Genomic DNA, 24,320 nt, shown 5'->3' with positions numbered 1-24,320 from the left:
GACAATGCCAAGAAGACGCCTGCGGGCGTCTTTTTTTATGGCCTGAAGTGCTGTCAGGATATTTACGCCGGGCGCGTCACCGTGATTAACGGTTTTTTATTCCCCGCGCGTCAGAAATAAAATAGCCGCCGTGTCGGCGGCCATTTTATTTCTATTACAGGCTGCCGCCGACTGAGGTCGAGGTGGAGCCGATAGTTTCACGGAAATGTTTTGCGTAGTCCGCCACTTCCTGCTGCGTATGCGTCAGGCCATAAAGCCCCAGCCCCACACCGCCTGCAACGCCGCCGATGAGGGTGCCGACCAGTTGGCCGACGGCACCGGCAATAAAGCCACCTGCGCCTGCGGATTTGCCTGCAATCAGCGCGCCGGTCATAGCGCCGTCCAGCAGCCCATCCCAGGCCGCGTTCAGATCGCCACCGCTAACGTACTGTTCTTCATATTGACTAAGTACTTTCATATACAATCCTTATAAATAAAAGGGCGACTTAGTGGGTTTGATTAAATTCGAAAATAACGCCGTAGCGCTATTTCACTTTAAAAATATAACAGCTGATAATCTGTTGGCAATAATATATCCAATGAGAAATATTGTTTGGTTATATATGCGAATATTTATTTTTTGTCGATATTTTTATGACAGGGGTTGAGAATGTTCTTGGTTAAAAAAGGCGATATCACTGGAGAACCCATCATGCCCTTATTGCGGACGGGCTGAGGCGATTTCCTCTTGTCGTTGCCGTGGGTCCGCTGTGGCTGTCACTATTTTCACATTTCAGGCTCTGTTACCCGTTAGGCGAATGCGTCCGCCCTGTGATTATTCCATTAAAAACTATAACTAATTAATGGGTTATATCTCCGCGCTCGCCTCCCGTCATTGAAAGAATTCTCGCAAAAAATCCACACTGTGAAAATAAGATCACACAAGCGTAACAAAAGGTAAACAAACCCCTCCTATATTGGCTGCTTCGCTTTTGGGAGGGAGTGTCATGCGTAACTGGAACGAACCGAAAAAGAATAAAGCGCACATCGAGCTGATCCCGATGATCGACGTGATGATGTTTTTATTGGTGTTTTTCGTCTTGATCAGCCTGAACGTCATTCCGGCGCTCGGGCTGAAAACGCAGCTGCCGTCTGCCGGCAGCGCGCAGCAGCTGAAACCGCAGAAAAAAGCGATCGTCACGCTGGGGGCCGACGAGCAGCTGCAGCTGGATGGCCAGCCGATCGCGCTCGACGCGTTGGTTAATACGCTGAAGCAACAGCAGCAGGCCAACCAGACCACCACCATCATCGTCAACAGCGACAAGGGCGTGGCGGTCGAGCGGCTGGTGGCGGTCATGGACAACCTGCGCCAGGGCGGTTTTCTCTCCGTCTCCATCGCGACACGGAAGCTGTGACATGTATCTGCTCTATCGCTCACGTCATCTTTTCAGCTGGCTGCCGGCGCTGATTGTCGCCGGTTGCCTGCTGTTCGCCAGCCAGCAGGCGGCGCTGAAGATCCAGCCGCGCTACGACGAAACCGCCATCGAACTGGCGCTGGTGGAGCCTGAACCGGCGCCTGAACCCCAACCGCAAACGCCGCCGGACCCCCAGCCCGAACCGCCTCCGCCCGAGCCGGAGCCGATCCCCGAACCGGTGGTGCCGGCGCCGGAACCGATCGTGGAAGCCAAGCCGGTGCCGAAACCGCAGCCGAAGCCCAAACCCAAACCGGTGAAGGAGAAAGCCAAACCGGTAGAGAAGCCTAAAGCGACGCCGGCGCCTGCCGCCCCGCGCGCGCTGGTCAGCAAACCGGCGGCGCAGCCCGCCCCGGCCGCCCCGGTGGCGCCGAAGGTGAACGCGCAGGCGATTGAAAACGGCTATCTGCTGGCCTTGCGCCGCGAGCTGGAACAGCGCAAGCGCTACCCGAGCGGTCGCCAGGCCTCGCTCGAGCGCCCGCAGGGCAACGTCGAAGTGTGGCTGGAGGTCGATCGCAGCGGGCGGGTGCTCTCTTCCGGCATCGCCAACAAAGCCGCCAGCATGCTGCTGAACCGCGCGGCGATGAGCAGCCTGCAAAGCATCAGTTCAGTGAAGCCGTTCCCGAGCGAGGCGTTCGCCGGGCAAACAACCAAAAGATTTACCGCAACGTTCAATTATCAGGCGCCTTAGCGCAAGGGTTAATCGTTTGATTTTTATGGGATGCACACAATGAAATCGTTTAATCGTTCTGGGATCTATCTGGCGGTGATGTCGGCGATGCTGCCGGGTGCCGCGCTGGCGGCCGACGCCACCGATGTCGGCACCATCAGCGTCAAGGGGCAGTCGCTCGGCGGCGGCATGATGGTGCAGGATGACAGCGCCAAGGCGCGTTCCACCGTCACCAAAGAGGCGATGGATAAAATGCCGTCGGCGGCCAACGCCATCGACAAGCTGAAGTTCACGCCGGGCCTCAACGTCAACAGCAATGACGCCAGCGGCCTGAGCGGCGTGGACTACACCATGCGCGGCATGAACTCGGATCAGATCGGCCTGTCGATGGACGGCATCCCGATCAACGACTCCGGCAACTACGCGGTATACCCGAACCTGCTGGGCGATGCGGAAAACCTGGAAGAGGTGTTCGTCACCCAGGGCTCTTCCGAAGCGGACGGCCCGCACATCGGCTCCAGCGGCGGCAACATCGGCCTGGTAACGCGCCGCCCGGCGAAAGACTTCGGCGGTTTCGTCAAGCAAACGCTGGGCAGCAACAGCCTGAGCAAAACCTTCGCCCGCCTGGACACCGGCGAGTACAACGGCTTCAGCAACTGGCTCTCCTATTCGCACACCGAAGCGAAGAAGTGGCGCGGCGAGGGGCGGCTGTACTCCGACAAGTTCGAGATGAACTCGCTGTATGAAGACGGCAACGGCAACAGCAGCAATCTGGTGATGAAGTACAACCGCCAGAACAACACCAACTACAACACCCTGAGCAAGGCGCAGTTCGAAAACGACGGCCGTGACACCGACTATGCCACCACGCCGGAGTACAACAACAAAGGGCAGTTGAACAAGTATTACAAGATTGAACGCAACCCGTTCGAAAACTTCACGCTGTCGTTCACCCAGAAGCTGCAGCTGCGCGATAACCTGTCGCTGACTCTGCAGCCGTATTACTACTGGGGCAACGGCGGCAGCTTCAACGGCCAGACGGCGTCGGTGCTGTCCAACACCTCCAGCAAGGCCGGGCAGTACGATCTCAGCAACCTGAAATCCAACACCTATTACCGCCCGTCGTGGACCCAAACCTGGCGGCCTGACATCACCACCAAGCTGAAGTGGGACATCAACGAGCAGCACAGCCTGGACGTCGGCTACTGGTATGAGCGCGCGCGTCAGCTGCAGACCCAGCCGTTCATCAGCATCAAGGGCGACGGTAACCCGTCGCAGATTTGGGGCCAGCCGGGCGGATCCGATCAGGTGAAGGACGCCAACGGCAACACCGTTCAGGGGCGCAACCAGTACACCATCACCCCGGCGCAGAAGGTGTGGCTGCAGGACACCTGGTTCGCCACGCCGGACTGGACCTTCGTCGGCGGCCTGGCCTATCAGTACGTGGAGCGCAAAGGGGACAACCGCGGCAGCCTGTACAACGTGCCGGAGAAGCGCAAAGCCACCTATCATGAATTCCTGCCGAACTTCAGCGCCAGCTATAAGGTGAATCAGGAAAACCAGGTGTTCTACAACCTGACGCGCAACATGCGCACGCCGCCAAACTACGTGCTGTACAACGTCGGCGACTCGCTCAGCACCAAGCCGGAACTGAGCTGGAACCACGAACTGGGCTGGCGTTTCCAGCAGGAAGACATGCTGCTGAGCGCCACGCTGTTTTACATGCGCTACAGCGATCGCCAAATCTCCACCACCAACTCGGCCGGCGACTACGAGATGATGAACATCGGCAACGTGGAGAACAAAGGGCTGGAGCTGGAGTGGAGCGGCCAACTGCCGCATAACTTCAACTACTACACCTCTTATACCTACACCGAGTCGAAGCAGAAGAGCGACATTGTCAGCAACGGCGGGCTGCCGCTGCCGACCTCCGGCAAAGAGGTGCCGAACGTGCCGAAAAACCTGCTGAACATGACGCTGGGTTATGACGACGGGCTGTATTACGGCAGCGTCAGCGGCAAGTACGTCAGTTCGTTCTACGGCGATCTGACCAACGACGAGAAGATCGGCGGCCGCACGGTGTTCGATCTGGCGGCGGGGGTGCATCTGCCGGTGGACAAGAAAATCGTCAAAAGCGCCGCGCTGCGCTTTGGCATCAGCAACCTGTTTGACAAGGAATACCTGACCTCGGTGCGCACTACCACCTTTAACGCGGCGCCTTACGGCGGCGTGAAGGCCAGCACGCCGTATTACAACGTCGGCGAAGAACGCACCTTCAGCGTCTCGCTGGAAGCCACCTTTTAACTGAATATCCCGCCGCCTGACGGGCGGCGGGGAAGAGGAGCCCTGTATGGACGCCAATCTGTTGCACGACATTATTTTCTACGTGATGTACGCCGCGCTGGCGATCGCGCTGGTGATCATCATCGAACGCACGCTGTACTTCGCCTATACCCAGCGCCAGGCGCGCCGGCTGGAGCAGGCGCTGACGCCGGACGTGCGTCGCGCCGCCGATCTGCCTGACGAGCTGACCCAGCGCAACAGCCTGCCGATGGCGGTGATCGCGCCGGTATTGGCGCAGAAGCACCGCGCCGGCGACCGCGAGGCGATCGGCGATCTGATCGACGCCCAGTACCTGCTGAGCAAGCCGCCGATGGCGCGCGGCCTGTGGCTGCTGGAAACCGTGGTCACCGCCGCGCCGTTGCTGGGGCTGCTGGGCACCGTGATGGGGATCATCGAAACCTTCAAGGCGCTGGCCGCCTCGGGGGTGTCCGAGCCGAGCCTGGTGTCGGCCGGGATGGGCACCGCGCTGTATGCCACTGGCCTCGGCATCGCCATCGCGCTGCTGTGCCTGGTGGCCAACAACTTCCTGCAGAGCCGCATGGAGCGCATCAACGAACTGCTGAAGGTGCTGTTGATCCGCGCCGGCCAACCGGCCAGCCGCCCGGAGAGCGGCAGCGGCGAACAATGGGTTGACAGCGGAGCGCCGCGCTATGCCTAATGGCCATCCAGTACGGCGGCCGCTCGGCCGCCTTTATACGGCATTGTGGGGCGGTTGTTTGTTGATGTTGAGCCAGAGCGCTGCGGCGCGTTTTGCGATTCCCGGCTACGAGCTGGTGTACACCGCGCCGGTGGAAACCGCGCTGCAGGCCGACGACCTACGCAACACCGCCGAGGTGTGGCGCGAGATGTTCGACGCGGCGAGAACCCGCATCGATTTGGGGCAGTTCTACGTGGCGAATCAGGACGGTTCGCTGCTGGATGGCGTGCTGCAGCACCTGAAGGCGGCCGGCGAACGCGGGGTGAAAATCCGCTTTTTGGTGGAAGATAAGGGCATTCGCATTTCTACCGCCGAGACGCTGGAACAGCTGAAGGCGATCCCCAATCTGGAGCTGCGCATTATTCCTTACCAGAAGCTGAGCGGCGGCATCCTGCACGCCAAGTATCTGCTGGTGGACGGCGAACAGGCGTTCGTCGGCAGCCAGAACTTCGACTGGCGCGCGCTGGAGCATATTCACGAAACCGGGCTGCGCATCAGCGACGCCAAGGTGGTGGGGCAGATCCAGGCGATCTTCGAGCAGGATTGGCAGGCGCAGGCGCTGCTGGCGCAGGATAAGCCGGTGCCGCCGCTGCCCGATTCGCCGACGACGGCGCCGACGCAGGGCAACTATCTGGTGGCCAGCCCGCGCGCCTACAACCCGGCGGGGGTGATCGACTCGCAGGCCGAGCTGCCGCGCTTGCTGGCCGGCGCCAAGCGGCGGGTGCGGGTGCAGGTGATGGATTACGCACCGCTGTCGTTCGGCCCCGAACGCAGCCGCCCCTTTTATGCGGTGATCGACAACGCGCTGCGCAGCGCGGCGGCGCGCGGGGTGCAGATCGAGCTGATGGTGGCCAACTGGAACACCAAAAAGCCGGATATCGCCTGGCTGAAGAGCCTGGCGCTGGTGCCGAACGTGCAGATCAAAGTGGTGACCATTCCACCGGCCAGCAGCGGCTTCATTCCGTTTGCCCGGGTGATCCACAGCAAGCTGATGACCATCGACGATGAGATTGCCTGGGTGGGCACCAGCAACTGGACCGGCGGCTATCTGGACAACTCGCGCAATCTGGAGCTGGTGATGCACAGCGCGGCGATGAGCGGGCGGTTGGACAAGCTGTACCAACAGCTGTGGAACAGCGTCTACGCCGAACCGTTGCGGCTGGATTACGACTACCCGCAGCCCAAGCCGGGCGGCGAATCCTGATAAGCAGGGCGCGGTTAATCCCCGCGCCCTGTGTTTTTACCGTCGCCAGCCGGCCTTCTCCAGCGCCGTCACCAGCTGCTCGGCGCTCAACCCTTCCGCCCGGTGGCCGTTGCCGCTGACGGTATTGGCCGCCAGCAACGCATTCACGATCGCTTCCTCCACCGCTTCCGCTGCCGCGGCGAACAGCGCCGAAATGTAGTCGTTGTTCACCATGCGCAGCGGCGTGGTGAAAGCGCCTTTATTGGCGTAGTCGGCGGGCGGCAGGCCGTCGTTGCCGGTGGCGAAAGCGATGAAAATGTCGCCGCTCGAGTCCTCGGTGCCGCCGCCGGTGCGGGCGATGCCGATGCTGGCGCGCTGCGCCAGCCGCGCACACTGGTGCGGCAGCAGCGGCGCGTCGGTCGCCAGCGCCACCACGATGGAGCCCATGCCGGGATGCGGCAACTGCGGCGTGAACGGCGAGGGGAGATGCCCCAGATGCCGGCCTACCGGGTAACCGCCGACCAGCAATGATTCGCGCTTGCCGTGGTTCGCCTGCACGATGGCGCCCACCGTCCAGCCGCCCTGATCGGCGGGCAAGCGGCGCGACGCGGTGCCGCTGCCGCCTTTGAATTCATGGCAGATCATGCCGCTGCCGCCGCCGACCGCGCCTTCCTGCGGCAAGCCGCCCCGGGCCGCCTGCTGCGCCTGGCGCACGTGCTCGGCCTTGACGTGAAAGCCGTTGATGTCGTTGAGCAGGCCGTCGAAGGTTTCCATCACCACCGGCATATTCCAGTACACCGCATTGTCGCTCGCGGGCAGCGCTTCACGCTCCAGCGCGATCAGCGCATCGCGCACCACGCCCACGCTGTGGGTGTTGGTGAAGGCGATCGGGCTGGTCAGCAGGCCCGCTTCGCGCACCCATTCCAGGCCGGTGGCGTCGCCGTTGCCGTTCAGCACGTGCACGCCGGCAAAGCAGGGGGCGTGGCGGGCGGAGCCGGGGCGCGGTTCGATCACCGTCACGCCGGTGCGCACGCTGCGCCCGTCCGCCAAATCGGCATGAATGCTGGCATGGCCAACGCGCACGCCGGGCACGTCGGTGATGGCGTTCAGCGGGCCGGGCGTGCCCTGTCCGATGATAATGCCCAGATCCTGAGCGCGCTGCGTCATGGTTATTCTCCTTCTATTGAGGGGGCGGCGAGGGGCGCCGTCTGGCGGCCGCGCAGATGGTTCAGCGCCAGCCCGAAGCCGATAATGCCGGCAATGATAATAAAGTCTTTCAGGCTGCTGGCGATCAAAATCGTCCACAGCACGTACAGGCAGCACAGCAGCGCCACCACCACCGGCAGCGGCCACAGCGGCATCAGGTACGGGTGGTGGAAGTGGCGGCGACGGCGGCTGATCAGCGCCGCCACCGCCATGATGATGTACACCAGCAGCAGCAGGATCACGGTGAACGAGGTCAGCGATTCGAGATCGGAGCAAAACGCCAGCAGCGCCGACGGCACGCCGAACAGCAGGGTGGCGATCCAGGGGGTGCCGAAGCGCGGGTGGATGATTTTCAGCGCCCGGTTAAACGTCGGCAGCCAGAAACCGTCGCGCCCGCTGGCGAACATCATGCGGCTGAACTGCGCCACGATGGCGATGATGGCGTTGAACACCGACAGATAAATCGCGCCGCTTACCACCCGCGCCAGCGTCGGGCCGCCGAGCTGGGTGACCACATAGCCGACCGGATCGGCCTGTTTGGCCATCTCGGTCAGCGACGGCGAGCCGATCAGCAGGGCGGTGAACGGCACCAGTTCCACCAGCACTACGATGACCAGCGTCAGCATGATCGCGATCGCCATCGGCCTGCCCTGTTCGCGCATGTCTTCCGCCATGTACACCGCCGCGCCGTAGCCGTTGTAGGAGAACAGCGCGACCCCGACCATGGCGACGATCGGCGGCAGCGACACCGGCGCCAGGCTGCCCTGCGCGTCCAGCATCACCGGCGCGGTGAGGATCTCCGTGCTCTGATGCGGGTGGCTGAAGCCGAGCCAGGCGATCAGCGCCAGCACCGCCACTTCCACCACCAGAAAGGCGCCGGTCAGCAGGGCGTTGGCCTTGATGTTGAAAATGGCGCAGATGCCGCCGACCAGCACGGTGAGCATGCCGGCGGTCGAGGCGTCGAACTGAGTGCCCAGCGCGGTGTTCAGGTAGGGCACCGCGCCGGTGGCCAGCACCGCCGGCACGAACAGCGAGGCGCTGAGGATAAACAGGTAGGTCTGCAACCCGCACAGGGTGCCGAACAGGCGCTTGATGATGCTGTACTCACCGCCGGCGCTGGGGTGTGCGGCGCCGAGCTCGGCATAGCACAGCGCGATGGCGGCGGCGACGCAGGCGGCGATCAGAAACGACAGAAAGGCGCCGCTGCCGGCGCTGGCGATCGCCAGCGGGGCGATGACGAAGATGGAGCTGGCCGGCGTCACGCCGGACGCGGTGATCATCACCACGTCGAGGACGCTGAGATTGCCTTTGAAGGTGTGTTCAGGGGCGGACTCTTTCATTGGGAACTACTCCATTAACGCTTGGGTGAATTATTGTTTTGCTGCACAGGCTGTACGCAGGAATCAAATGGAGCGCGCGGAAATGCCGGGGAAGTCTCGGACGTTTTATAGTGAGCACCCCGGCATGGTGTATCAACGTAATTGCGCCTGTGTCAGATAAACCAATAGACTCCCGGCGACCGGTATCAGCGCATCGTTAAAGTCGTAATGCGTGTTATGCAACGGCGCTGAGTCACCGGCGCCGATGTTGATGTAACAGGCCGGCACTCGTTGAGCCATAAAGGCGAAATCATCGGCGGCGAGGATGGGAGGATGATCTAAAACCACGTTGCCGGCCCCGAAATGCTGCACCGCTACGGCCCGAGCCAGGCGTGTCGGCTCCTCGTGGTTGATCTGTGACGGATAACTTATGGCCGCTTCGCTGATTTTTGCGTTGACGCCGAAGCAGGCGGCCTGATGCTGCACGATGTCATTGACGCGGGTGACTATCAGTTGCCGCTGTTGCTTATCGAAGCTACGCAACGAAAGCTTCATTTCCAATTCGCCGGGGATCACATTGAAATTGGTACCGGCATGAATGCTGGTAATGCTGACGGCGGCACAGTCAAATGGATTGACGTTGCGTGCAATGATGGTTTGTAACGCCTGGATCATGGCGCCGGCCGCAACGATCGGATCGCAGGTAAAATGCGGTGAGGCGGCGTGACCGCCTTTGCCTGTGATATGGATGTGCAGGCTGTCTACTGAGGCCATGACAGCCCCCATGCCGATACTCATCTGACCGAATTGCAGCGTGGGGGAAGGGTAGTTATGCCAGGCGAACAGCATGTCGCAAGGGGCGATGTCCATTAGCCCATCTTGCAACATCGCTTCTGCGCCGGCACCGCTCTCCTCGGACGGCTGGAAGATAAGATTAAGCGTGCCCGAAAAGCTGCGGGTTTGTGCCAAATGCCTGGCAACGGCCAGTAGGGTCGCCGTATGCCCATCATGGCCGCAGGCATGCATGACGCCAGCGTGGCGACTGACATACGGACATCCCTCGGCTTCGCTCATCGGCAACGCATCCATATCGGCTCGCAGCCCGAGGGATTTCTCTCCTTTTCCCACCTTGAGCGTGCCGACCACACCGGTACCGCCAAGGCCGCAGGTCACTTTATATCCCCACTGCGCCAGGTAATCTGCGACTATCTTACTGGTGCGATGTTCCTGGTAACCTAATTCAGGATGTTGATGAATATCCTGCCGTATGCGCCGCATTTCTTCAAAAGAATCAAGCAGGCCGGGAACGCAATGTTGTTTCCAATCGATCATGCTGCCAACTCCTTATTTATCATTGTTCATAGTCACGTTGCTTGAATAAGCAGGTGGCGATCAGGCTGATGGCCAACATACCGATCAGGTACCATGCCGGTGCCATGGGGTTGCCGGTGACACTGAGCAGCCAGGTCACCGCGACCTGTGCTGTGCCGCCAAACAGCGTCACGCCCAGTGCGTAGATCATTGACATACCGGTCGCCCTGACTGGCCGAGGTAGCGCTTCGACGATCAGGAGGGTACTGGTAAGCATATTGATGCCCAATGCGACAATCAGCAGCAGACGGCATGCGACGGCCAGCCAGAGTGAATCAGCCATGCCGAGAAACCAAAAGGTGGGATAGGCCATGACGATGCCCGCCACAATGGAGAAAATCATGGCGTTTTTATGATTCTTGAACCGATCGACATAGCGTCCTGCGAAGTAAACCGAAATCACCTGGATGACGGCGGCGAGGCAACTGAACAAATAAGCGATGGGAGCGGCAATGTGGTGGGTTTGGATCATGTAAGTCGGCATATAGAAAAGTACGATATATATCATCGCCGTACCGGACATGATTATCATCACGCCGAGAATTAAATCGCGGCGGTAGCTCGTCAGCATTTGCTGCGCGGGGTGGGCAGCATTCCCTTCGTTCTGTTGAGCACCAATAAAGGTTTCTTCAACATGGCGACGAATATAGACCCCGACTGGGATGATGAGCAGGCCGATGATGAAGGGAACACGCCAACCCCAACTGTAAAGCGATTCCTCAGATAAACTGGAGGTTAATAACAAGCCTAGTGAAGCGCCAAACAGGGCGGCAATCCCTTGGCTGATAGACTGCCAGCTAACAAAGAATCCGCGCTGATTGGCGCCGGCGGACTCCAGCAACAGCGTGGTCGCTGACCCGACCTCCCCCCCGGCGGCAAACCCCTGTAAAAGACGGCCAATGACGATAAGCACCGGCGCCAACCAGCCGATTTGCTCGTGAGTCGGCGCGAACGCGATGAGTGCGGTACCGATGCCCATGAGCATGATAGTCACCAGCATCGCGGCTTTGCGGCCCTGGCGGTCGGCATAACCGCCCAGTAACACGCTGCCCAAAGGCCTCATGACAAAACCCACACCAAAGACGGCAACTGCCATCAGCAATGAGCCGTAGGCGGTATCGCTGGGGAAATATAATTTGCCGATGACCATGGCAAAAAAGCTGTAAACCGTGAAGTCGAAGATTTCCAGCCCGTTCCCCAGGCTGGCTGCCATGATCAATCGATAGTTATTGGGTTGGGTTGTCAGCTCAATCTGATCATGAGCACACGGCATGGCGCGGCTCCCTGCAGCATCGTGAATACCCATGCTATTTTTAAACTGCGGAGGGTCAGGTTGCTGGTGCATGATGAAAGTCTCCATTAACACATCAGTAAATTATTGTTAGTCGCCAAGACATCACGCAGGAGCAACGGCGATGGCATGTGTTTGGCGACTCGGTTCTTATGACACTGCGCTAGTGGAAGTCAGGGGTTCCCTGGTATTGGTGTTTGTATCCTTCTTATGTATTTGAATTCACAAATGGGAGAACAGGTTACCCCTGCCCCGATGGGAAGCTGAAGCTGGCGCGCCGGGCATCGCCGGAGGCCGGCCAGCGCTGGGTCACGGTCTTGCGTTTGGTGTAGAACCTGACGGCGTCCGGGCCGTAGGCGTGCAGATCGCCGAACAGCGAGCGTTTCCAGCCGCCGAACGAGTGGTAGGCCACCGGCACCGGCAGCGCCACGTTGATCCCCACCATGCCGACCTGGATGCGGCTGGAGAAGTAGCGCGCCGCTTCGCCGTCGCGGGTAAACAGACAGGTGCCGTTGCCGTATTCGTGGGCGTCGATCAGGGCCATCGCCTCCGGCAGCGACGCCGCGCGCACCACGCCGAGCACCGGGCCGAAGATCTCCTCCTGATAGATGCGCATGCCGGGCGTCACGCGATCGAACAGCGTCGGGCCGAGGAAATACCCCTGGCTGGGGCGGCCGTCTGCGCCGATCACGCTCAGTTCGCGGCCGTCCACCAGCAGCTCGGCGCCTTCGGCCACGCCCTGATCGATATAGCCTTTTACCTTCTGATAATGCTGTTGGGTCACCAGCGGCCCCATGTCGTTGCGGTTGTCGCTGCCGGGGCCGACGCGCATGGCGGCCATCTGTTGCCGCAGCCCGGCGATCAGCGCTTCGGCGGTGCCGTCGCCCACCGCCACCACCAGCGGGATGGCCATGCAACGCTGGCCGCAGGAGCCGAAGGCGGCCCCCATCAGCGCGCCGACCGCGCCGGGGATATCGGCGTCCGGCAGCACCACCGCGTGGTTCTTGGCGCCGCCCAACGCCTGCACCCGTTTGTTTTGCGCGCAGCCGGTGTGGTAGATGTGCTCTGCGACCGGCGTCGAGCCGACGAAGCTTATCGCTTTGACGCGCCCGTCATGCAGCAGCGTCTCCACCGCTTCGCGATCGCCGTTGACCACGTTGAGCACCCCCGGCGGCAGCCCGGCTTCCGCCGCCAGCCGCGCGATATACAGCGCGGCGGAAGGCACGCGCTCGGAAGGCTTCAGCACGAAAGTATTGCCGCACGCCACCGCCATCGGCCACATCCACAGCGGTACCATCGCCGGGAAGTTGAACGGCGTGATGCCCGCCACCACTCCCAGCGGTTGAAACTCGCTCCAGCTGTCGATGCCCGGGCCGGCCTCTTTGCTGTGTTCGCCCTTCAGCAGCTCCGGCACATAGCCGGCATATTCGATATTCTCGATGCCGCGCTGCAGTTCGCCCAGGGCGTCGCTGAGCACCTTGCCGTGCTCGGCGGTGATCAGTTGGCAGATGGCGTCGGCGTGCTGTTCCAGCAGATCCTTGAGCTTCATCATGATGCGCGCGCGCTTCAGCGGCGGGGTGTCGCGCCAGGCGGGATAGGCCTGTTCGGCGGCGGCGATGGCGCGCTCCACCGTGGCGCGGTCGGCCAGCTGTACCTCCTGCGCCGATTGGCCGGTGGCCGGGTCGTAAACCGGCTGGCTGCGTTCGCCGGCGGCGGCGGGCTCGCCGTTGATCCAATGGGGAATGGTCATGGTTCTCTCCTTATTCGGTGGCGTTGAGGGCGTCGCCCACGGCGTTGATCAGCGCATCGATCTGCGCTTCGCTGCTGATGAACGGTGGCGCCAGCTGCAGGGTGTCGCCGCCGTAGCGCACATAAAATCCGCTTTCCCAGCAGCGCATCGCCGCCTCGAAGGGGCGCCGCGCCGGTTCGCCCGGCCGCGCCGTCAGCGTAATGCCGGCCGCCAGGCCGATGTTGCGAATGTCGGCGACGTGTTTGGCCCCTTGCAGGCTGTGCACCGCGCGCTCGAAGTAGGGCGCCAGCGCCTGTACGCGCTCCACCATCTGTTCGCGCTGCAGGATGTCCAGCGTCGCCAGCGCGACCGCGCAGCTGACCGGGTGGGCTGAGTAGGTGTAGCCGTGCGGGAATTCGAGCTGGTAGTCCGGCTCGCCGCCGTTCATGAAGGTTTGGTAGATCTCCGGCCGCACCACCACCGCGCCCATTGGCTGCGCGCCGTTGGTCACCTGTTTGGCGATGTTCATGATGTCCGGCGTGACGCCGAACGCCTCGGCGCCGGTCATCGCGCCGCAGCGGCCGAAGGCGGTGATCACTTCGTCGAAGATCAGCAGGATGTCATGCTGGGTACAGATTTCGCGCAGGCGCTGCAGGTAGCCGACCGGCGGCACGATCACCCCGGCGGAGCCGGAGAAGGGTTCGACGATCACCGCGGCGATCGTTGAGGCGTCGCGCAGCGCGATGATGCGGTTGAGCTCTTCCGCCAGCTCTGCCCCCTGTTGCGGCATGCCGCGTGAAAAGGCGTTGCCGGCCAGCAGGGTGTGCGGCAGGTGGTCTGCCTCGGCACCGGCGCCGAACGTCTTGCGGTTGCCGGCGATGCCGCCGACCGAGATACCGCCGAAGTTAACGCCGTGATAGCCCTTTTCCCGGCCGATAAAGCAGGTTTTGCCCGCCTGGCCTTTGGCGCGCCAGTAAGCGCGCGCCATTTTCAGCGAGGTGTCCGCCGCTTCCGAACCGGAGCCGGTGAAGAACACGTAATCCAGCCCCGCCGGCGTCAGTGCCTTGATCTTGTTGGCCAGTTCGAACGACAGCGGGTGGCCGAACTGAAACGCCGGCGAGTAATCCAGCGTCGCCAGCTGGCGCTGGGCGGCGTCGGTGATTTCCTGCCGGCCGTGCCCCAATCCGCAACACCATAATCCGGACAGGCCGTCGAAAATCTTTCTGCCGTCATGGCTGGTGTAATACGCCCCCGCGGCTTGAGTAATGATGCGCGGCTGCGCTTTAAAATTACGGTTACCGGTAAAAGGCATCCAATGGGCTTCTAACCCTTCAGCATCGAGACTATTTAGCGGGTGATTTTCAGCGGCCATGTTTTCCTCCGAACAGGAAAATAAGAGCGATTAATGAAATAAACCGAGTTGTTAACGAATTGTTGTGCGAAATTGACTATGTACCGCTTGTTCTCTACTGTGAATAATCATATGTCGAAACTTACTTAAGGTTTTATGCAAGTAAAAAAGCGCGCGCTGTTAGGGCAATTGTCGGATATGGATCTGCGTTTGCTGCGGGTATTCAAGGCCGTGGTCGACTGCGGCGGCATGAGCGCCGCCGAACTGGAGCTGAACATCAGCCTGTCGACCATCAGCAAGCACATCAAGGATCTGGAGCAGCGGCTGGGCCTGACGCTGTGCCAGCGCGGGCGCGAGGGCTTTGCGGTCACCGACGAGGGGCTGTTGATCTACCAGGAAACGGTCAACCTGCTGGCGGCCACCGAGGCGTTCCGGCGCGGGGTGGACGAGGTGCACCAGCGCATGGGCGGGCAGCTGCACGTGGCGATATTCGATCATACGGTCAGCAATCCGCAGGCGCAGATCGGCCGGGCCATCGCGTTATTCAGCGAGCGTGCGCCGGAGGTTTCTTTGCAAATGTACGTGGAGCCGATTAATACCATTGAACGCGGCGTCATTGACGGGCAATTTCAGGTTGGCGTTATTCCCATGCACCGCAGCGCGGAAAGTTTATCTTATCATTCGTTATTCAGTGAGAGGATGTTCTTATATTGCGGCGCGCAGCATGAATTATTTTCCGCCCCCCATGAAACATTAAATTGGGATCTGCTGCACAATTATGCCTTCGCCGGATTAGGCTACCATTCGCCGAATATGGAACTGAGCCTGCAGCAACATTTGCATCGCAAGGCGACGGGGTTCGCGCAGGAGTCGATCGCCACGCTGATCCTGTCCGGCAAATACGTCGGCTTTTTACCCGATCACTACGCGGCGTTTTTCGTGGCGCAGAATATGATGCGGGCGATCAAACCGGCACTGTTCCGCTATCACTGCGAATACTCCAGCGTGCTGCGCCGCTCGCCGGTGCCGCAGCGGGTGGTGAAGCTGTTCCATGAGTGCCTGCTGGCGGCCCACGGAACAGCGTGACGCTTACTGCTCTTTCTTCTTGCCGAAGATTCTGATCAGCGCGCCGACCAGGATGCCGACCGCGATGCCGGCGAAGATCCAGCCGATGATGCCCATTTCCTTACTCCTGCTAGTGCGTTGATCTGATTATATAATCATTCGACGCGAAACGCCTCTTCGATCATCCGTTGCCGCTGTGCCGGCGCATAGTCGATCCAGGAATTCTTGCTGTTGGATTTCTCCAGCGCCACCGCCAATTCCTGGCTGGAAATCGGCAAATCGTCCTGCCAGAACGGCGCGATGGCGTGGCGGGTGATGAAATCGGTCAGGTAGCTCTCTGGGCTGCCCTGCCAGTGCGGGTACAGGCGCGCGGCCAGTTCGGCCATCAGCGCGCGTTGCTGCGGCTGTTCGCTGCTTTCCAGCAGGGCAAGGAACGGCAGCAGCAGGCGGCCGCAGACCTGGCCGTGGTGGTAGTCGCGCAGCGCGCCGATCTCGCCGGCGATGCCGTGAATGACCCCCAGCCCGGCGGCGCTCAGCGTCAGCCCCCCAAGGTACGAAGCTTGCATAATCGCTTCGCGCGCCGCGTCGCTGCGGTTGAGCGCCGGCCAGGCCGCAAGGAAGTGGCGGATGCCGCTCAGCGACATGTCGCGCGTCATGGCGCCGGCGGTTTTCGACAGATAGGCCTCGAACAGGTGGGTGAAAGCGTCGATGGCGCAGTAGGCCAGCACCTTGTCCGGCGCGCCCGCCAGCAGCTGCGGATCGAGAATGGCGGTGTGCGGCACGAAGTTATTGTGGCGCAGCGAGGCCTTCACTTTGCTGACCTGGGTGTCGGTGATCACCGCGTTCTGCGTCACCTCGCTGCCGGTGCCGGCGGTGGTAGGAATGGCGATCAGCGGCAGGGTGGCGCCGCTGATTTTGCTGTCGCCCACTTTTTCCATATAGCGCAGCGTCGGCAGCGGATGCTCCACCAGCGCGGAGAACGCCTTGGCGGCATCCAGCACGCTGCCGCCGCCGATGGCCACCACGCGCCGCGCCTGGCCGCGCCAGCGCGCCACCCAGGCGTCTATTTCCTGCGGCGACGCCTCGTGGCTGACGATCTCGGTGCCGATGAGCAGCGGCGCCAGCGACTCGCGCAGGCCGGCGTACACCGGGCCATTGAGAAAAGATCGGCAGCTGAACAGCAGCGTCGGCTGCGGATCGGCAAGCAGCAGCGGCGGCAGTTGCTGGATGCTGCCGTGGCCGAACCAGGTCTGGTGGTTGGCGATGATGTGGCTGACGGACATGAGGTCTCCTTGGCGGCGTTGCAGGGCGCGATGCCACAGCATAAGCCAGCGGGCGCGGAGCGGCCACCGCTTTCCCCGCTGCGGCAACTTGTGAGTTGTTTAACATGTAAACGATCGCGTTCTTGCATTTCGGCGCGCCGGATGCTTTTTTTAACAGTACTGGCTGCCATGCGGCCAACCCCCATCCGAAATCGGTAGATTGTTAATGTATTAATAATGGCGAGGCGGGTATGGATATTCAGGTTGAACGCTTGTCTGCGGTGATCGATGCGGTGGCCAGCCCGCGCTTTTATCCCAGCCTGTTGAATTGGCTGGAAGGGTTTTTCGCCTTCGACAACGCCATCGTCTATGCCTTCGAACGTGGCCGGCCGCCGCGCTGCCTGATCAAAACCGAACGGGAAAACAGCGATGCGGTTAACCAGATCTATCAACAGGGCGCCTATCTGCAGGATCCGTTTTACCGCGCGCTGAACGACGGCGGCGAAGGCGAGGTGCTCACGCTGCGCCAGCTGGCACCCTGCGGGTTTTATCACAGCGACTATTACCGTAATTTTTATCGCAAGACCGGCTGGCACGATGAGGCCGGCGTGCTGCTGCAGCTGACGCCGGAGCGCGGGCTGGGGGTGTTCTTCGGCTCGGCGTGCCGCACGGTGGCGGTGCGCTACCCGCAGCGTGCGGATCTGCGCAGCGCGCTGACGCTGGTGAAAAGCGTGGCGCGGCTGCACGGCGAAGTGGTGGCGGCGCCGGCGGAGGCCGACACGGGGAACGACGATGGCGCGCAGGCGCGTTATCTGCTGACGCCGCGCGAGCGCGAGATCGTCGATCTGATCCTCGCTGGCTGCGGTTCGCAGCAGATTGCCGACCGGCTGTTCATCAGCCTCGGCACGGTAAAAAATCACCGCAAGAACATCTACGGCAAGCTGAACATCGGCTCGCAGGCCGAACTGTTCAGCCTGTTGCTGACCGCCCCGCAGCGCCGCAGCGCGTGAATGTTAATTTTTTGTAGCGAATGTCCCTAAGGGGACATAGCGGCACGGCTGCCGGCTCCCGATAATCCGATGTCATGGCATAGGCAATCGGGAGTGCGGCAGTGAACAACGAAATCGAGTCCTTAACCTACTACGCGGCGACCAAAAAATACGATCTGCGCTTCCCGACGCTGGAAGAGGATCTGGACGTCGACGTGGTGATCATCGGCGGCGGCTTCTCCGGCATCAACACCGCGCTGGAGCTGGCTGAGAGGGGCATCACCAACATCGCCATTCTCGAAGGCCGCTATCTGGGCTACGGCGGTACCGGGCGCAACGGCGGCCAGGTGATGGCCGGCATCGGCCACGATCTGGAGAAGATCAAGCGCCACGTTGGCCCGGCCGGGCTGGAAACCATCTTCAAAATCAGCAACCTCGGCGCCGGCATTATCCGCGAGCGCATCAAGAAATATGACATCGACGCCGACTTCTGCTTCGGCTACGGCTATCTCGGCAGCAACGCGCGCCAGGAGAAGACCCTGCGCGGCTGGCTGAAGGAATTCAAGGCGGTAGCGCCGCAGGAGGAGATTGAGCTCTACACCGGGGCGGAGGTGAAGCAGGTGGTGGGCTCCGACGCTTACACCTGCGCGCTGAAACACATGGGCGGCGGCCACGTGCATTCGCTCAACCTGCTGCTGGGCGAGGCCAAGGCGCTGAGCGGCTACGGGGTGAAAATCTTCGAGAACAGCAGCGTGCTCAACGTGGAGTATGGCCCGCGCATCACGGTGCGTACCGCCATGGGCTCGGTACGCGCCAACAAGATGCTGTGGGCCTGCAACGGCTTCCTCAACGGCATGGAGCCGCAGATCTACCGCAAGACCATCAATACCTACGCTTTCCAGCTGGCCACCGAGCCGTTGTCTGACGATCTGATCCGCCAGATCAGCCCGATCCGCGGCGCCTACAGCGACATCCGCCCGGTGATCGACTATTACCGGGTGACCAACGAAAACCGGCTGCTGTTCGGCAGCGCCACCCGCTTGATCGAATATTTCCCGTCGGATCTCAAGGCCTGGAACCGCAACCTGATGCTGAAGGTGTTCCCGTACCTGAAAGACGTGAAGATCGATCTGGCCTGGGGCGGCCCGCTCTGCTGCAGCGCCAACCTGTTCCCGCAGATTGGCACGCTGCCGGATCGCGATAATGTGTTTTACGTACAGGGCTACTCCGGCTTCGGCGTGACGCCGAGCCACATCGTGTGCAAGGTGTTGGCGGAGGGCATGAGCGAAGGATCCGATCGTTACGATCTGATGAGCTCGATCCCGCACGTCAACATCTTCGGCAAGGACAAGCTGCGGCGGGTGATGACCACCGCCGGTAAGGTTTGGCACCAGACATCCGGCTACTGGAAAGGCCGCCGTTAACCCTCAGAGGAGAATCACATGAAACCGTTACTGCTTAAACAACCGCTGCCGGAACTGCTGGAGATCGGCAGCGTCAGCAACCTGGGCGCCACGGTGATCGCCGGCACGCCAAACGTCGGCGTGGCCAGCATTTTCGGCGAACCGACCGACAACCTGAACTGCGGCGTGTTCAGCTGCACCCGCGGCAGCTTCGTGATGGAGTATCCGTTCGCCGAGCACGCCACGGTGTGGGAAGGCAGCGCGACCCTGACCAACGAACGCACCGGCGAATCGGTGCAGTATCAGGCCGGCGATTCCTGGTTCGTCGAGAAGGGTACCCCGGTGCGCTGGGACATCACCTCGGATCGCTTCGTCAAACACTATCTCGCCATCGTCGAAGGCTGACGCCGTCATGCCCCCCTCGGCCCGCTGAGGGGGAGCGCCTTAGCCTAACACCCGCGCAGTAAAATCGGTCACCCGCTTGAGGATCTGATCCTTATTGGTTTCGTTAAAGCTCTCGTGCCGCCCACCCGCATTGATCATCCGCTCGAAATCGTCGCCGCGCAGACGAGCGAGCGCGGTTTGTGTTTCGCTCATCAGCACCAGCCGATCGTCGTCGCCGTGGATCCACAGCGTGGGCAGCGCGCCGAAGCCCGGCCCGGCGTTGATGGCGGCGAGGATCCGCTGCATGGCGCGCAGGGTGGGGCGCTTGAACGGCCCGTGCCACACCAGCGGATCTTCCTGATACGCCGCGCCGACCGCCGGATCGCGCGCCAAGGTGGCGGTATCCAGCGGCGCGTCGGGGATCGTCGGCAGTTCGGCCAGATCGGAGATCGCCGTTCTGTCGCCGAGCAGCGGGCCGGACAGCACCAGCGCACGCACCTCCTCGCCGTAGCGCTGCACGTAGCGGGTGGCGATCATGCCGCCCATCGAGTGGCCGATCACCACCAGCGGCAAGGTGGGGTATTGCTGCCGGAAATGGCTGACCACGCGCTGCACGTCGTCGACCACGGCGTCATAATCTTCGATCAGCACGCGTTCGCCCTGCGACAGGCCGTGGCCGAGGTGATCGGGGCCAAACACCCGCGCGCCCTGTGCCTGCAGCGTGCGCGCCACGTATTGGTAACGGCCGAGATGCTCGCCGTAGCCGTGTATCAGCAGCGCCAGATAGCGCGGCTGGTCGTTTCCCCAGTCGTGCACGGCGATGGCGCCGTGACGGCCTTTGATAAAGCTGACGGTTTGTTCGGGCATCTTATTGTTCTCATGGTGGTAGGGTTGCCCTTCAGCGTAGCGGCTGGTGGCGAGGTTGTCAGGGGCGCCGGGTGCGGCGCCCGCAAAGAGGGGATTACAGGCCGAACTGGCGCGCCAGCTCGTCGAGCGCTTCGCGCTGGAAGCGGTTGAAGGCGTCGCGCGGCTGCTGTTGCTGGATAAACGCCAGCAGCGGATCCTGCACTTCAGTGCGCACGCCGCTCAGCTGTTCCATCACCGCCAGCCCGCAGAACGGCACGTAGGATTCGGCATAGCCGCCTTCGTGCACCATCACCAGCTTGCCGCCGCACAGCCGGTCGGCGGCGTCCTGCACCAGCGCGGTCATGGCGCGGAAGCTGTCGCTGTGCAGCTGCATGCGCGCCAGCGGATCGAGGGCATTGGCATCGTAGCCGCAGGCGACGATGATCAGCTCCGGCTCGAATTTTTCCAGCGCCGGGATGATGATGCGCCGCATGGCGTGCAGGTAGCCGTCGTCGCCGGCGCCGGCCAGCATCGGCACGTTAACGTTGCAGCCCGCCCCGTCGCCTTCGCCGCGATCTCGTTCGCCGGAATAGCCCGCTGGGAAGCAGCCGTCCTGATGCAGCGACAGCGTCAGCACGTCGCCGCGCTGCCAATAGATGTGCTGGGTGCCGTTGCCGTGGTGCACGTCCCAGTCGAGCACCGCCACCTTACCGAGGCCATAGCGGGCCTTGGCGCGCTCGATGGCGATGGGAATATTGGCCAGGAAGCAGAAGCCCATCGATTGATCCGGCAGGCAGTGGTGGCCCGGCGGGCGTGACAGCGCATAGGCGTTATCCAGCTCGCCCTGCAGCACCGCCTCCACCGCCGCGCAGGCCAGCCCGGCGGAGAGCTTGGCGATTTCATAGCTGCCCGGCCCCAGCGGCGCCTCTTCCCCCAGCAGGCCGCCGCCGCTGTCGCTCACCTGTTTGAAACGCTGCAGATAGTGGGCGGGGTGAATGCGCAGCAGGTCTTCTTCCGTCGCCGGTTCGGCGCTCAGCAGGGTGAGCTGGCGCGACAGGCCGGACACGTCCATCAGGTTCTTCATGCGCCGTTTGGTTTCCGGCGACTCGGCGTGGCCGGCGCCCGAAGGCGGTTGCACCCAGCCGCCGACCGGCAGGGTGGTGGCGTGCAGGCCGGTGCTGTGCCAGAAACAGCGTTCATCAAACAAGAAACCGGTTGTTCTTTTCACCTTTCTCCTCCTGTTATACGGCGCGGTGCGCGCGGTGAAGCCAGCGAAATCAACAGCAGTGACAGCAGCGCGCAGCCCAGCGCGCCGAACAGCAAGGCGTTGAAACCGCCGGAAAATTCGATCAGAGAACCGGCCAGCGTGGGGCCGATGGCCATGCCGCCGCCGATCACCAGGTTGATGCCGTTCATCAGCTTGCCGTCGTTATCCAACCCGGCGACGCGCGCCAGAATGAACGGCAGCACGAAGGTCCAGGTGAATTTGAACAGTAGAGCGGCCAGGGCAAAGCGCAGCAGCAGGGGCTGGCCCGTCAGCAGCGCCACGCTGGCCAGCAGCAGGGCGTACCCCAGCACGATCAGGCGTCCACCGCCGAAGCGCGCGCCGATCAGCGCCGCAGCCCCCGCGCCGACGATGCCTAGCAAGGTGGCGACGGCCAGCACCTGGCCGCTGTGGGCCGGCGACAGCCCGGCGCCGGCGGCGATGCCGCCGATAAAGGTCCAGACCGCGCTCAGGCTGATGTAAAAGGTCAGCACCGCCAGCACGGCGCACAGCTTGCGCGCCGGCGAGGCGGCGGGGCCGCTGCGGGCGGTGCGGGCGGCGGTGAAACCGTTGGGGAACGCCGGGATGAGCGGCAGGCAGCACAGCATGATGGCCGCCAGAATCAGGTAGACCGCCATCAGGCCGAAGTGCGCGAACAGCGGCGGCAGCACCAGCAGCCCGACCGCGCCCAGTACCAGCTGGCCGAGCACCCAGAAGGCATAGACTCGACTGGGATTGGCGGTGCCGGCGGCGCAGGTGATGCACAGGATCATCAGGGTGCCGCCCGCCAGTGAGGCGATAAAGCGCAGCGGCAGCAGCAGGGTAAAATCCTGCACCAGCGCCGAAGCCAGGTTGCCGACGATAAACACCAGCGCCGACAGCGTAGCGACCCGCCGCCAGTTGATGCGCCCGATCCACCACCACGCCGGCAGCGTGGCCAGGCTCATGGCGCCGAGTTCGGTGGAGAACAGGTGGCCGATCTGCGCCGGGCCGAGCTGCCATTGTGCGGCGAGCTGGGCGGCCACGGCGGGGGCGGTCATCAGAATGCCCGGCGCGATGGCGGCGAAGACGATAATGGCGGTCAGCAGCCGCGGCGGGCAGGGGAGCGCCGCGCCGACGGCGGGCGCGGAAACTGAATCACTGGACATAAACCTTTTCCCCAAGCGTTGAGTGACGATGAAATATCCCGCCCGGCCCGATTGCGGGCAGGGGGAGGCCGCGCCATAAATGGCGAATATGTTTTGGCATTATTTTCCGGCCGCCGGCAGCGGCGGCCGTTATCGGGCGTTAACCGTGGGCGAGAAAGCCGCCGGCGACCAGTTCGGTGCGGTTCACCACGTCGGTTTTGGCGAAAATATTGCGCATATGGGTTTTCACCGTGGACAGCGAAATGCCCAGCTTCAGGGCGATGCGCTTATTGCTGGCGCCTTCGCGCACCATGTTGACGATCTCTTGCTCTTTGGCTGTCAGCAGCTGCGCCTCGCCGTCGGGCAGCAGATCGCGCGTCGCCAGCTCGATCAGCGGCAGCACCGCGCGCAGGCGGCCGCGCTCCACTTCAGTGAACGGCGTATCGCGGATCAGCGATACCCCGGCGACGATGCGCTTGCGCTGGCGGATGAAGATCTCCGTCATGTCGCGCATGTCGTTCGGCAGCATAAAGTCGTGGTAATAGCGGCGGTTGCCGGCGATCGCCGCCGGGCTCATGCCGACCATGGTGATGTCCTGGCGATGGAAATTGGCCGGCTGCAGCGGATCTATCTGCTGGAAGTGGTTCAGATACTGCTGATGCGTTTTATCGGGCATGCCGTGCAGGATGTAGTGATCCGGCCGCAGGTCGCGATCGACCAGATAAAACACCCCGGCGGACACCGGGATCAGGTGCGTGATGGTCGCCAAACAACTGTTGATAAAGGCATCGGATGCGGTGCTGTGCATGATTCGTGTTCCTCCCTTTATCATTCAATCTGGAGAAGGTTGGCGGTCAAGATATGAACGATACAAGCATAGTTGTAGCAATTTGGCAACACAATAAAAACATATTAACAACGTGAGGTGGGTTGCAATAAAATACATAAATAACAAATAAAAAGTCATGCTTTTTAGATGGTTGATCGGTTTCGAAAAGGTACATTTGTTAATGTATTAACTATCTGCGAATACTTTTCCTTTGAACTTAAAGATTTTTTTCTTGCAGCCAGTCGCTGTTCTATCATTTTCCTTGGGATATGGTAATGCTAGGGAAGGGAATGTCTCGTTCTTAGGAACGATTGCAATTGCATTTGATGTCTCGTTTGCCACGAGTGGGCATGATGGCACATTGAGGGGCGGCGTCGTGGGCGATGGACCCAATGATGGTGTTGAAAGAGGAAATGGATACGATTAAATCTGGCATTCGATTGATATTTCAGAACACTATTCTGATTTTTGTTGTCAGAATATGATAAAAATGCTCTATAGTTTCTTATTGGTTGGTTGGTTGGTTGGTTGGTTGGTTGG

At 61.6% G+C, this 24,320-nt stretch carries 21 protein-coding genes; 9 read left to right on the top strand and 12 right to left on the bottom strand.

Annotated elements, in window-relative coordinates:
• Positions 1-154 precede the first annotated feature (154 nt).
• A complete protein-coding gene (locus tag HMPREF3138_RS18985) occupies positions 155-457 on the bottom strand; it encodes a DUF5862 family protein (protein ID WP_033651388.1) in 303 nt (100 codons plus the stop codon).
• Positions 458-986: 529 nt separating this feature from the next.
• Here HMPREF3138_RS18985 and HMPREF3138_RS18980 point away from each other — a divergent pair.
• The 5 genes from HMPREF3138_RS18980 to HMPREF3138_RS18960 are packed head-to-tail and all read left to right on the top strand — an operon-like array spanning position 987 to position 6,365.
• Complete coding sequence (locus HMPREF3138_RS18980) at positions 987-1,394, top strand: ExbD/TolR family protein (protein WP_038878355.1); 408 nt, start codon at positions 987-989, stop codon at positions 1,392-1,394.
• A gap of 1 nt (position 1,395) precedes the next feature.
• On the top strand, positions 1,396-2,142 hold the full coding sequence (locus HMPREF3138_RS18975; RefSeq protein WP_038878357.1) for an energy transducer TonB family protein: 747 nt from the start codon (positions 1,396-1,398) through the stop codon (positions 2,140-2,142).
• 39 nt (positions 2,143-2,181) lie between these two features.
• Positions 2,182-4,425 (top strand): TonB-dependent receptor family protein, encoded by a 2,244-nt coding sequence (locus tag HMPREF3138_RS18970; RefSeq protein WP_070559229.1) that lies wholly within the window; start codon positions 2,182-2,184, stop codon positions 4,423-4,425.
• A 46-nt stretch (positions 4,426-4,471) separates the two neighbouring features.
• Entirely contained in the window at positions 4,472-5,122 is a 651-nt protein-coding gene (locus HMPREF3138_RS18965) for a MotA/TolQ/ExbB proton channel family protein (protein WP_019454931.1), read from the top strand.
• Positions 5,115-6,365, top strand: a complete 1,251-nt coding sequence (locus HMPREF3138_RS18960) for a phospholipase D-like domain-containing protein (protein ID WP_038878362.1) — start codon at positions 5,115-5,117, stop codon at positions 6,363-6,365. The genes HMPREF3138_RS18965 and HMPREF3138_RS18960 overlap by 8 nt, the downstream gene beginning before the upstream one ends.
• Before the next feature lie 36 nt (positions 6,366-6,401).
• Here the strand turns inward: HMPREF3138_RS18960 and HMPREF3138_RS18955 are convergent, their stop codons facing one another.
• From HMPREF3138_RS18955 to HMPREF3138_RS18930, 6 genes are all read right to left on the bottom strand, one after another.
• Entirely contained in the window at positions 6,402-7,511 is a 1,110-nt protein-coding gene (locus HMPREF3138_RS18955) for a DmpA family aminopeptidase (protein WP_038878365.1), read from the bottom strand.
• 2 nt (positions 7,512-7,513) lie between these two features.
• Complete coding sequence (locus HMPREF3138_RS18950; protein WP_038878368.1) at positions 7,514-8,890, bottom strand: APC family permease; 1,377 nt, start codon at positions 8,888-8,890, stop codon at positions 7,514-7,516.
• Positions 8,891-9,022: 132 nt separating this feature from the next.
• Positions 9,023-10,201, bottom strand: a complete 1,179-nt coding sequence (locus HMPREF3138_RS18945) for an amidohydrolase (RefSeq protein WP_038878371.1) — start codon at positions 10,199-10,201, stop codon at positions 9,023-9,025.
• A 19-nt stretch (positions 10,202-10,220) separates the two neighbouring features.
• Positions 10,221-11,513 carry an MFS transporter gene (locus HMPREF3138_RS18940; RefSeq protein ID WP_048233743.1) on the bottom strand — a complete coding sequence of 431 codons (1,293 nt, stop codon included), beginning with the start codon at positions 11,511-11,513 and terminating at the stop codon, positions 10,221-10,223.
• Between the two features lie 259 nt (positions 11,514-11,772).
• Positions 11,773-13,281, bottom strand: coding sequence for a CoA-acylating methylmalonate-semialdehyde dehydrogenase (locus tag HMPREF3138_RS18935; protein ID WP_070559227.1), 1,509 nt, complete (start codon positions 13,279-13,281; stop codon positions 11,773-11,775).
• A gap of 10 nt (positions 13,282-13,291) precedes the next feature.
• Complete coding sequence (locus tag HMPREF3138_RS18930; protein WP_038878379.1) at positions 13,292-14,632, bottom strand: omega-aminotransferase AptA; 1,341 nt, start codon at positions 14,630-14,632, stop codon at positions 13,292-13,294.
• A gap of 135 nt (positions 14,633-14,767) precedes the next feature.
• On the opposite strand from HMPREF3138_RS18930, the gene HMPREF3138_RS18925 reads away from it, so the two are divergent.
• Positions 14,768-15,697, top strand: coding sequence for a LysR family transcriptional regulator (locus tag HMPREF3138_RS18925; protein WP_038878382.1), 930 nt, complete (start codon positions 14,768-14,770; stop codon positions 15,695-15,697).
• A 134-nt stretch (positions 15,698-15,831) separates the two neighbouring features.
• Here HMPREF3138_RS18925 and HMPREF3138_RS18920 read toward each other — a convergent pair whose 3' ends face one another.
• Positions 15,832-16,959 carry an iron-containing alcohol dehydrogenase gene (locus tag HMPREF3138_RS18920; RefSeq protein WP_038878385.1) on the bottom strand — a complete coding sequence of 376 codons (1,128 nt, stop codon included), beginning with the start codon at positions 16,957-16,959 and terminating at the stop codon, positions 15,832-15,834.
• 230 nt (positions 16,960-17,189) lie between these two features.
• On the opposite strand from HMPREF3138_RS18920, the gene HMPREF3138_RS18915 reads away from it, so the two are divergent.
• The 3 genes from HMPREF3138_RS18915 (at position 17,190) to HMPREF3138_RS18905 (ending at position 19,735) form a co-directional block, all read left to right on the top strand.
• Positions 17,190-17,948, top strand: coding sequence for a helix-turn-helix transcriptional regulator (locus tag HMPREF3138_RS18915; RefSeq protein ID WP_038878388.1), 759 nt, complete (start codon positions 17,190-17,192; stop codon positions 17,946-17,948).
• Between the two features lie 101 nt (positions 17,949-18,049).
• Entirely contained in the window at positions 18,050-19,351 is a 1,302-nt protein-coding gene (locus HMPREF3138_RS18910; RefSeq protein ID WP_038878391.1) for an NAD(P)/FAD-dependent oxidoreductase, read from the top strand.
• Between the two features lie 18 nt (positions 19,352-19,369).
• Positions 19,370-19,735, top strand: coding sequence for a cupin domain-containing protein (locus HMPREF3138_RS18905; RefSeq protein WP_015376517.1), 366 nt, complete (start codon positions 19,370-19,372; stop codon positions 19,733-19,735).
• A 39-nt stretch (positions 19,736-19,774) separates the two neighbouring features.
• Here HMPREF3138_RS18905 and HMPREF3138_RS18900 read toward each other — a convergent pair whose 3' ends face one another.
• The 4 genes from HMPREF3138_RS18900 to HMPREF3138_RS18885 all read right to left on the bottom strand — a co-directional run bounded on the left by HMPREF3138_RS18900 (position 19,775) and on the right by HMPREF3138_RS18885 (position 23,759).
• Positions 19,775-20,581 carry an alpha/beta hydrolase gene (locus HMPREF3138_RS18900; RefSeq protein WP_038878395.1) on the bottom strand — a complete coding sequence of 269 codons (807 nt, stop codon included), beginning with the start codon at positions 20,579-20,581 and terminating at the stop codon, positions 19,775-19,777.
• A 94-nt stretch (positions 20,582-20,675) separates the two neighbouring features.
• Positions 20,676-21,788 carry a class II histone deacetylase gene (locus HMPREF3138_RS18895; RefSeq protein ID WP_038878399.1) on the bottom strand — a complete coding sequence of 371 codons (1,113 nt, stop codon included), beginning with the start codon at positions 21,786-21,788 and terminating at the stop codon, positions 20,676-20,678.
• The gene (locus HMPREF3138_RS18890) at positions 21,785-22,972 is read right to left on the bottom strand and encodes an MFS transporter (RefSeq protein WP_038878400.1); all 1,188 of its coding nucleotides are present in this window, start codon (positions 22,970-22,972) and stop codon (positions 21,785-21,787) included. Before HMPREF3138_RS18890 ends, HMPREF3138_RS18895 begins: the two co-directional genes overlap by 4 nt.
• A gap of 139 nt (positions 22,973-23,111) precedes the next feature.
• Positions 23,112-23,759 carry a helix-turn-helix transcriptional regulator gene (locus HMPREF3138_RS18885; protein ID WP_038878402.1) on the bottom strand — a complete coding sequence of 216 codons (648 nt, stop codon included), beginning with the start codon at positions 23,757-23,759 and terminating at the stop codon, positions 23,112-23,114.
• Positions 23,760-24,320 lie beyond the last annotated feature (561 nt).

Origin of the sequence: Serratia sp. HMSC15F11 (assembly GCF_001808215.1) — a bacterium.
In the GTDB taxonomy this organism is placed as follows: Bacteria; Pseudomonadota; Gammaproteobacteria; order Enterobacterales; family Enterobacteriaceae; genus Serratia; species Serratia nevei.
The sequence above is the reverse complement of the archived record's forward strand: the minus strand, read 5'-3'. Positions and strand labels throughout refer to the sequence as shown.

Excerpts from the sequence above, each read along its gene's own strand:
- HMPREF3138_RS18985 (WP_033651388.1), bottom strand. The coding sequence starts at position 457 with ATGAAAGTACTTAGTCAATATGAAGAACAGTACGTTAGCGGTGGCGAT.
- HMPREF3138_RS18980 (WP_038878355.1), top strand. The coding sequence starts at position 987 with ATGCGTAACTGGAACGAACCGAAAAAGAATAAAGCGCACATCGAGCTG.
- HMPREF3138_RS18975 (WP_038878357.1), top strand. The coding sequence starts at position 1,396 with ATGTATCTGCTCTATCGCTCACGTCATCTTTTCAGCTGGCTGCCGGCG.
- HMPREF3138_RS18970 (WP_070559229.1), top strand. The coding sequence starts at position 2,182 with ATGAAATCGTTTAATCGTTCTGGGATCTATCTGGCGGTGATGTCGGCG.
- HMPREF3138_RS18965 (WP_019454931.1), top strand. The coding sequence starts at position 4,472 with ATGGACGCCAATCTGTTGCACGACATTATTTTCTACGTGATGTACGCC.
- HMPREF3138_RS18960 (WP_038878362.1), top strand. The coding sequence starts at position 5,115 with ATGCCTAATGGCCATCCAGTACGGCGGCCGCTCGGCCGCCTTTATACG.
- HMPREF3138_RS18955 (WP_038878365.1), bottom strand. The coding sequence starts at position 7,511 with ATGACGCAGCGCGCTCAGGATCTGGGCATTATCATCGGACAGGGCACG.
- HMPREF3138_RS18950 (WP_038878368.1), bottom strand. The coding sequence starts at position 8,890 with ATGAAAGAGTCCGCCCCTGAACACACCTTCAAAGGCAATCTCAGCGTC.
- HMPREF3138_RS18945 (WP_038878371.1), bottom strand. The coding sequence starts at position 10,201 with ATGATCGATTGGAAACAACATTGCGTTCCCGGCCTGCTTGATTCTTTT.
- HMPREF3138_RS18940 (WP_048233743.1), bottom strand. The coding sequence starts at position 11,513 with ATGCCGTGTGCTCATGATCAGATTGAGCTGACAACCCAACCCAATAAC.
- HMPREF3138_RS18935 (WP_070559227.1), bottom strand. The coding sequence starts at position 13,281 with ATGACCATTCCCCATTGGATCAACGGCGAGCCCGCCGCCGCCGGCGAA.
- HMPREF3138_RS18930 (WP_038878379.1), bottom strand. The coding sequence starts at position 14,632 with ATGGCCGCTGAAAATCACCCGCTAAATAGTCTCGATGCTGAAGGGTTA.
- HMPREF3138_RS18925 (WP_038878382.1), top strand. The coding sequence starts at position 14,768 with ATGCAAGTAAAAAAGCGCGCGCTGTTAGGGCAATTGTCGGATATGGAT.
- HMPREF3138_RS18920 (WP_038878385.1), bottom strand. The coding sequence starts at position 16,959 with ATGTCCGTCAGCCACATCATCGCCAACCACCAGACCTGGTTCGGCCAC.
- HMPREF3138_RS18915 (WP_038878388.1), top strand. The coding sequence starts at position 17,190 with ATGGATATTCAGGTTGAACGCTTGTCTGCGGTGATCGATGCGGTGGCC.
- HMPREF3138_RS18905 (WP_015376517.1), top strand. The coding sequence starts at position 19,370 with ATGAAACCGTTACTGCTTAAACAACCGCTGCCGGAACTGCTGGAGATC.
- HMPREF3138_RS18900 (WP_038878395.1), bottom strand. The coding sequence starts at position 20,581 with ATGCCCGAACAAACCGTCAGCTTTATCAAAGGCCGTCACGGCGCCATC.
- HMPREF3138_RS18890 (WP_038878400.1), bottom strand. The coding sequence starts at position 22,972 with ATGTCCAGTGATTCAGTTTCCGCGCCCGCCGTCGGCGCGGCGCTCCCC.
- HMPREF3138_RS18885 (WP_038878402.1), bottom strand. The coding sequence starts at position 23,759 with ATGCACAGCACCGCATCCGATGCCTTTATCAACAGTTGTTTGGCGACC.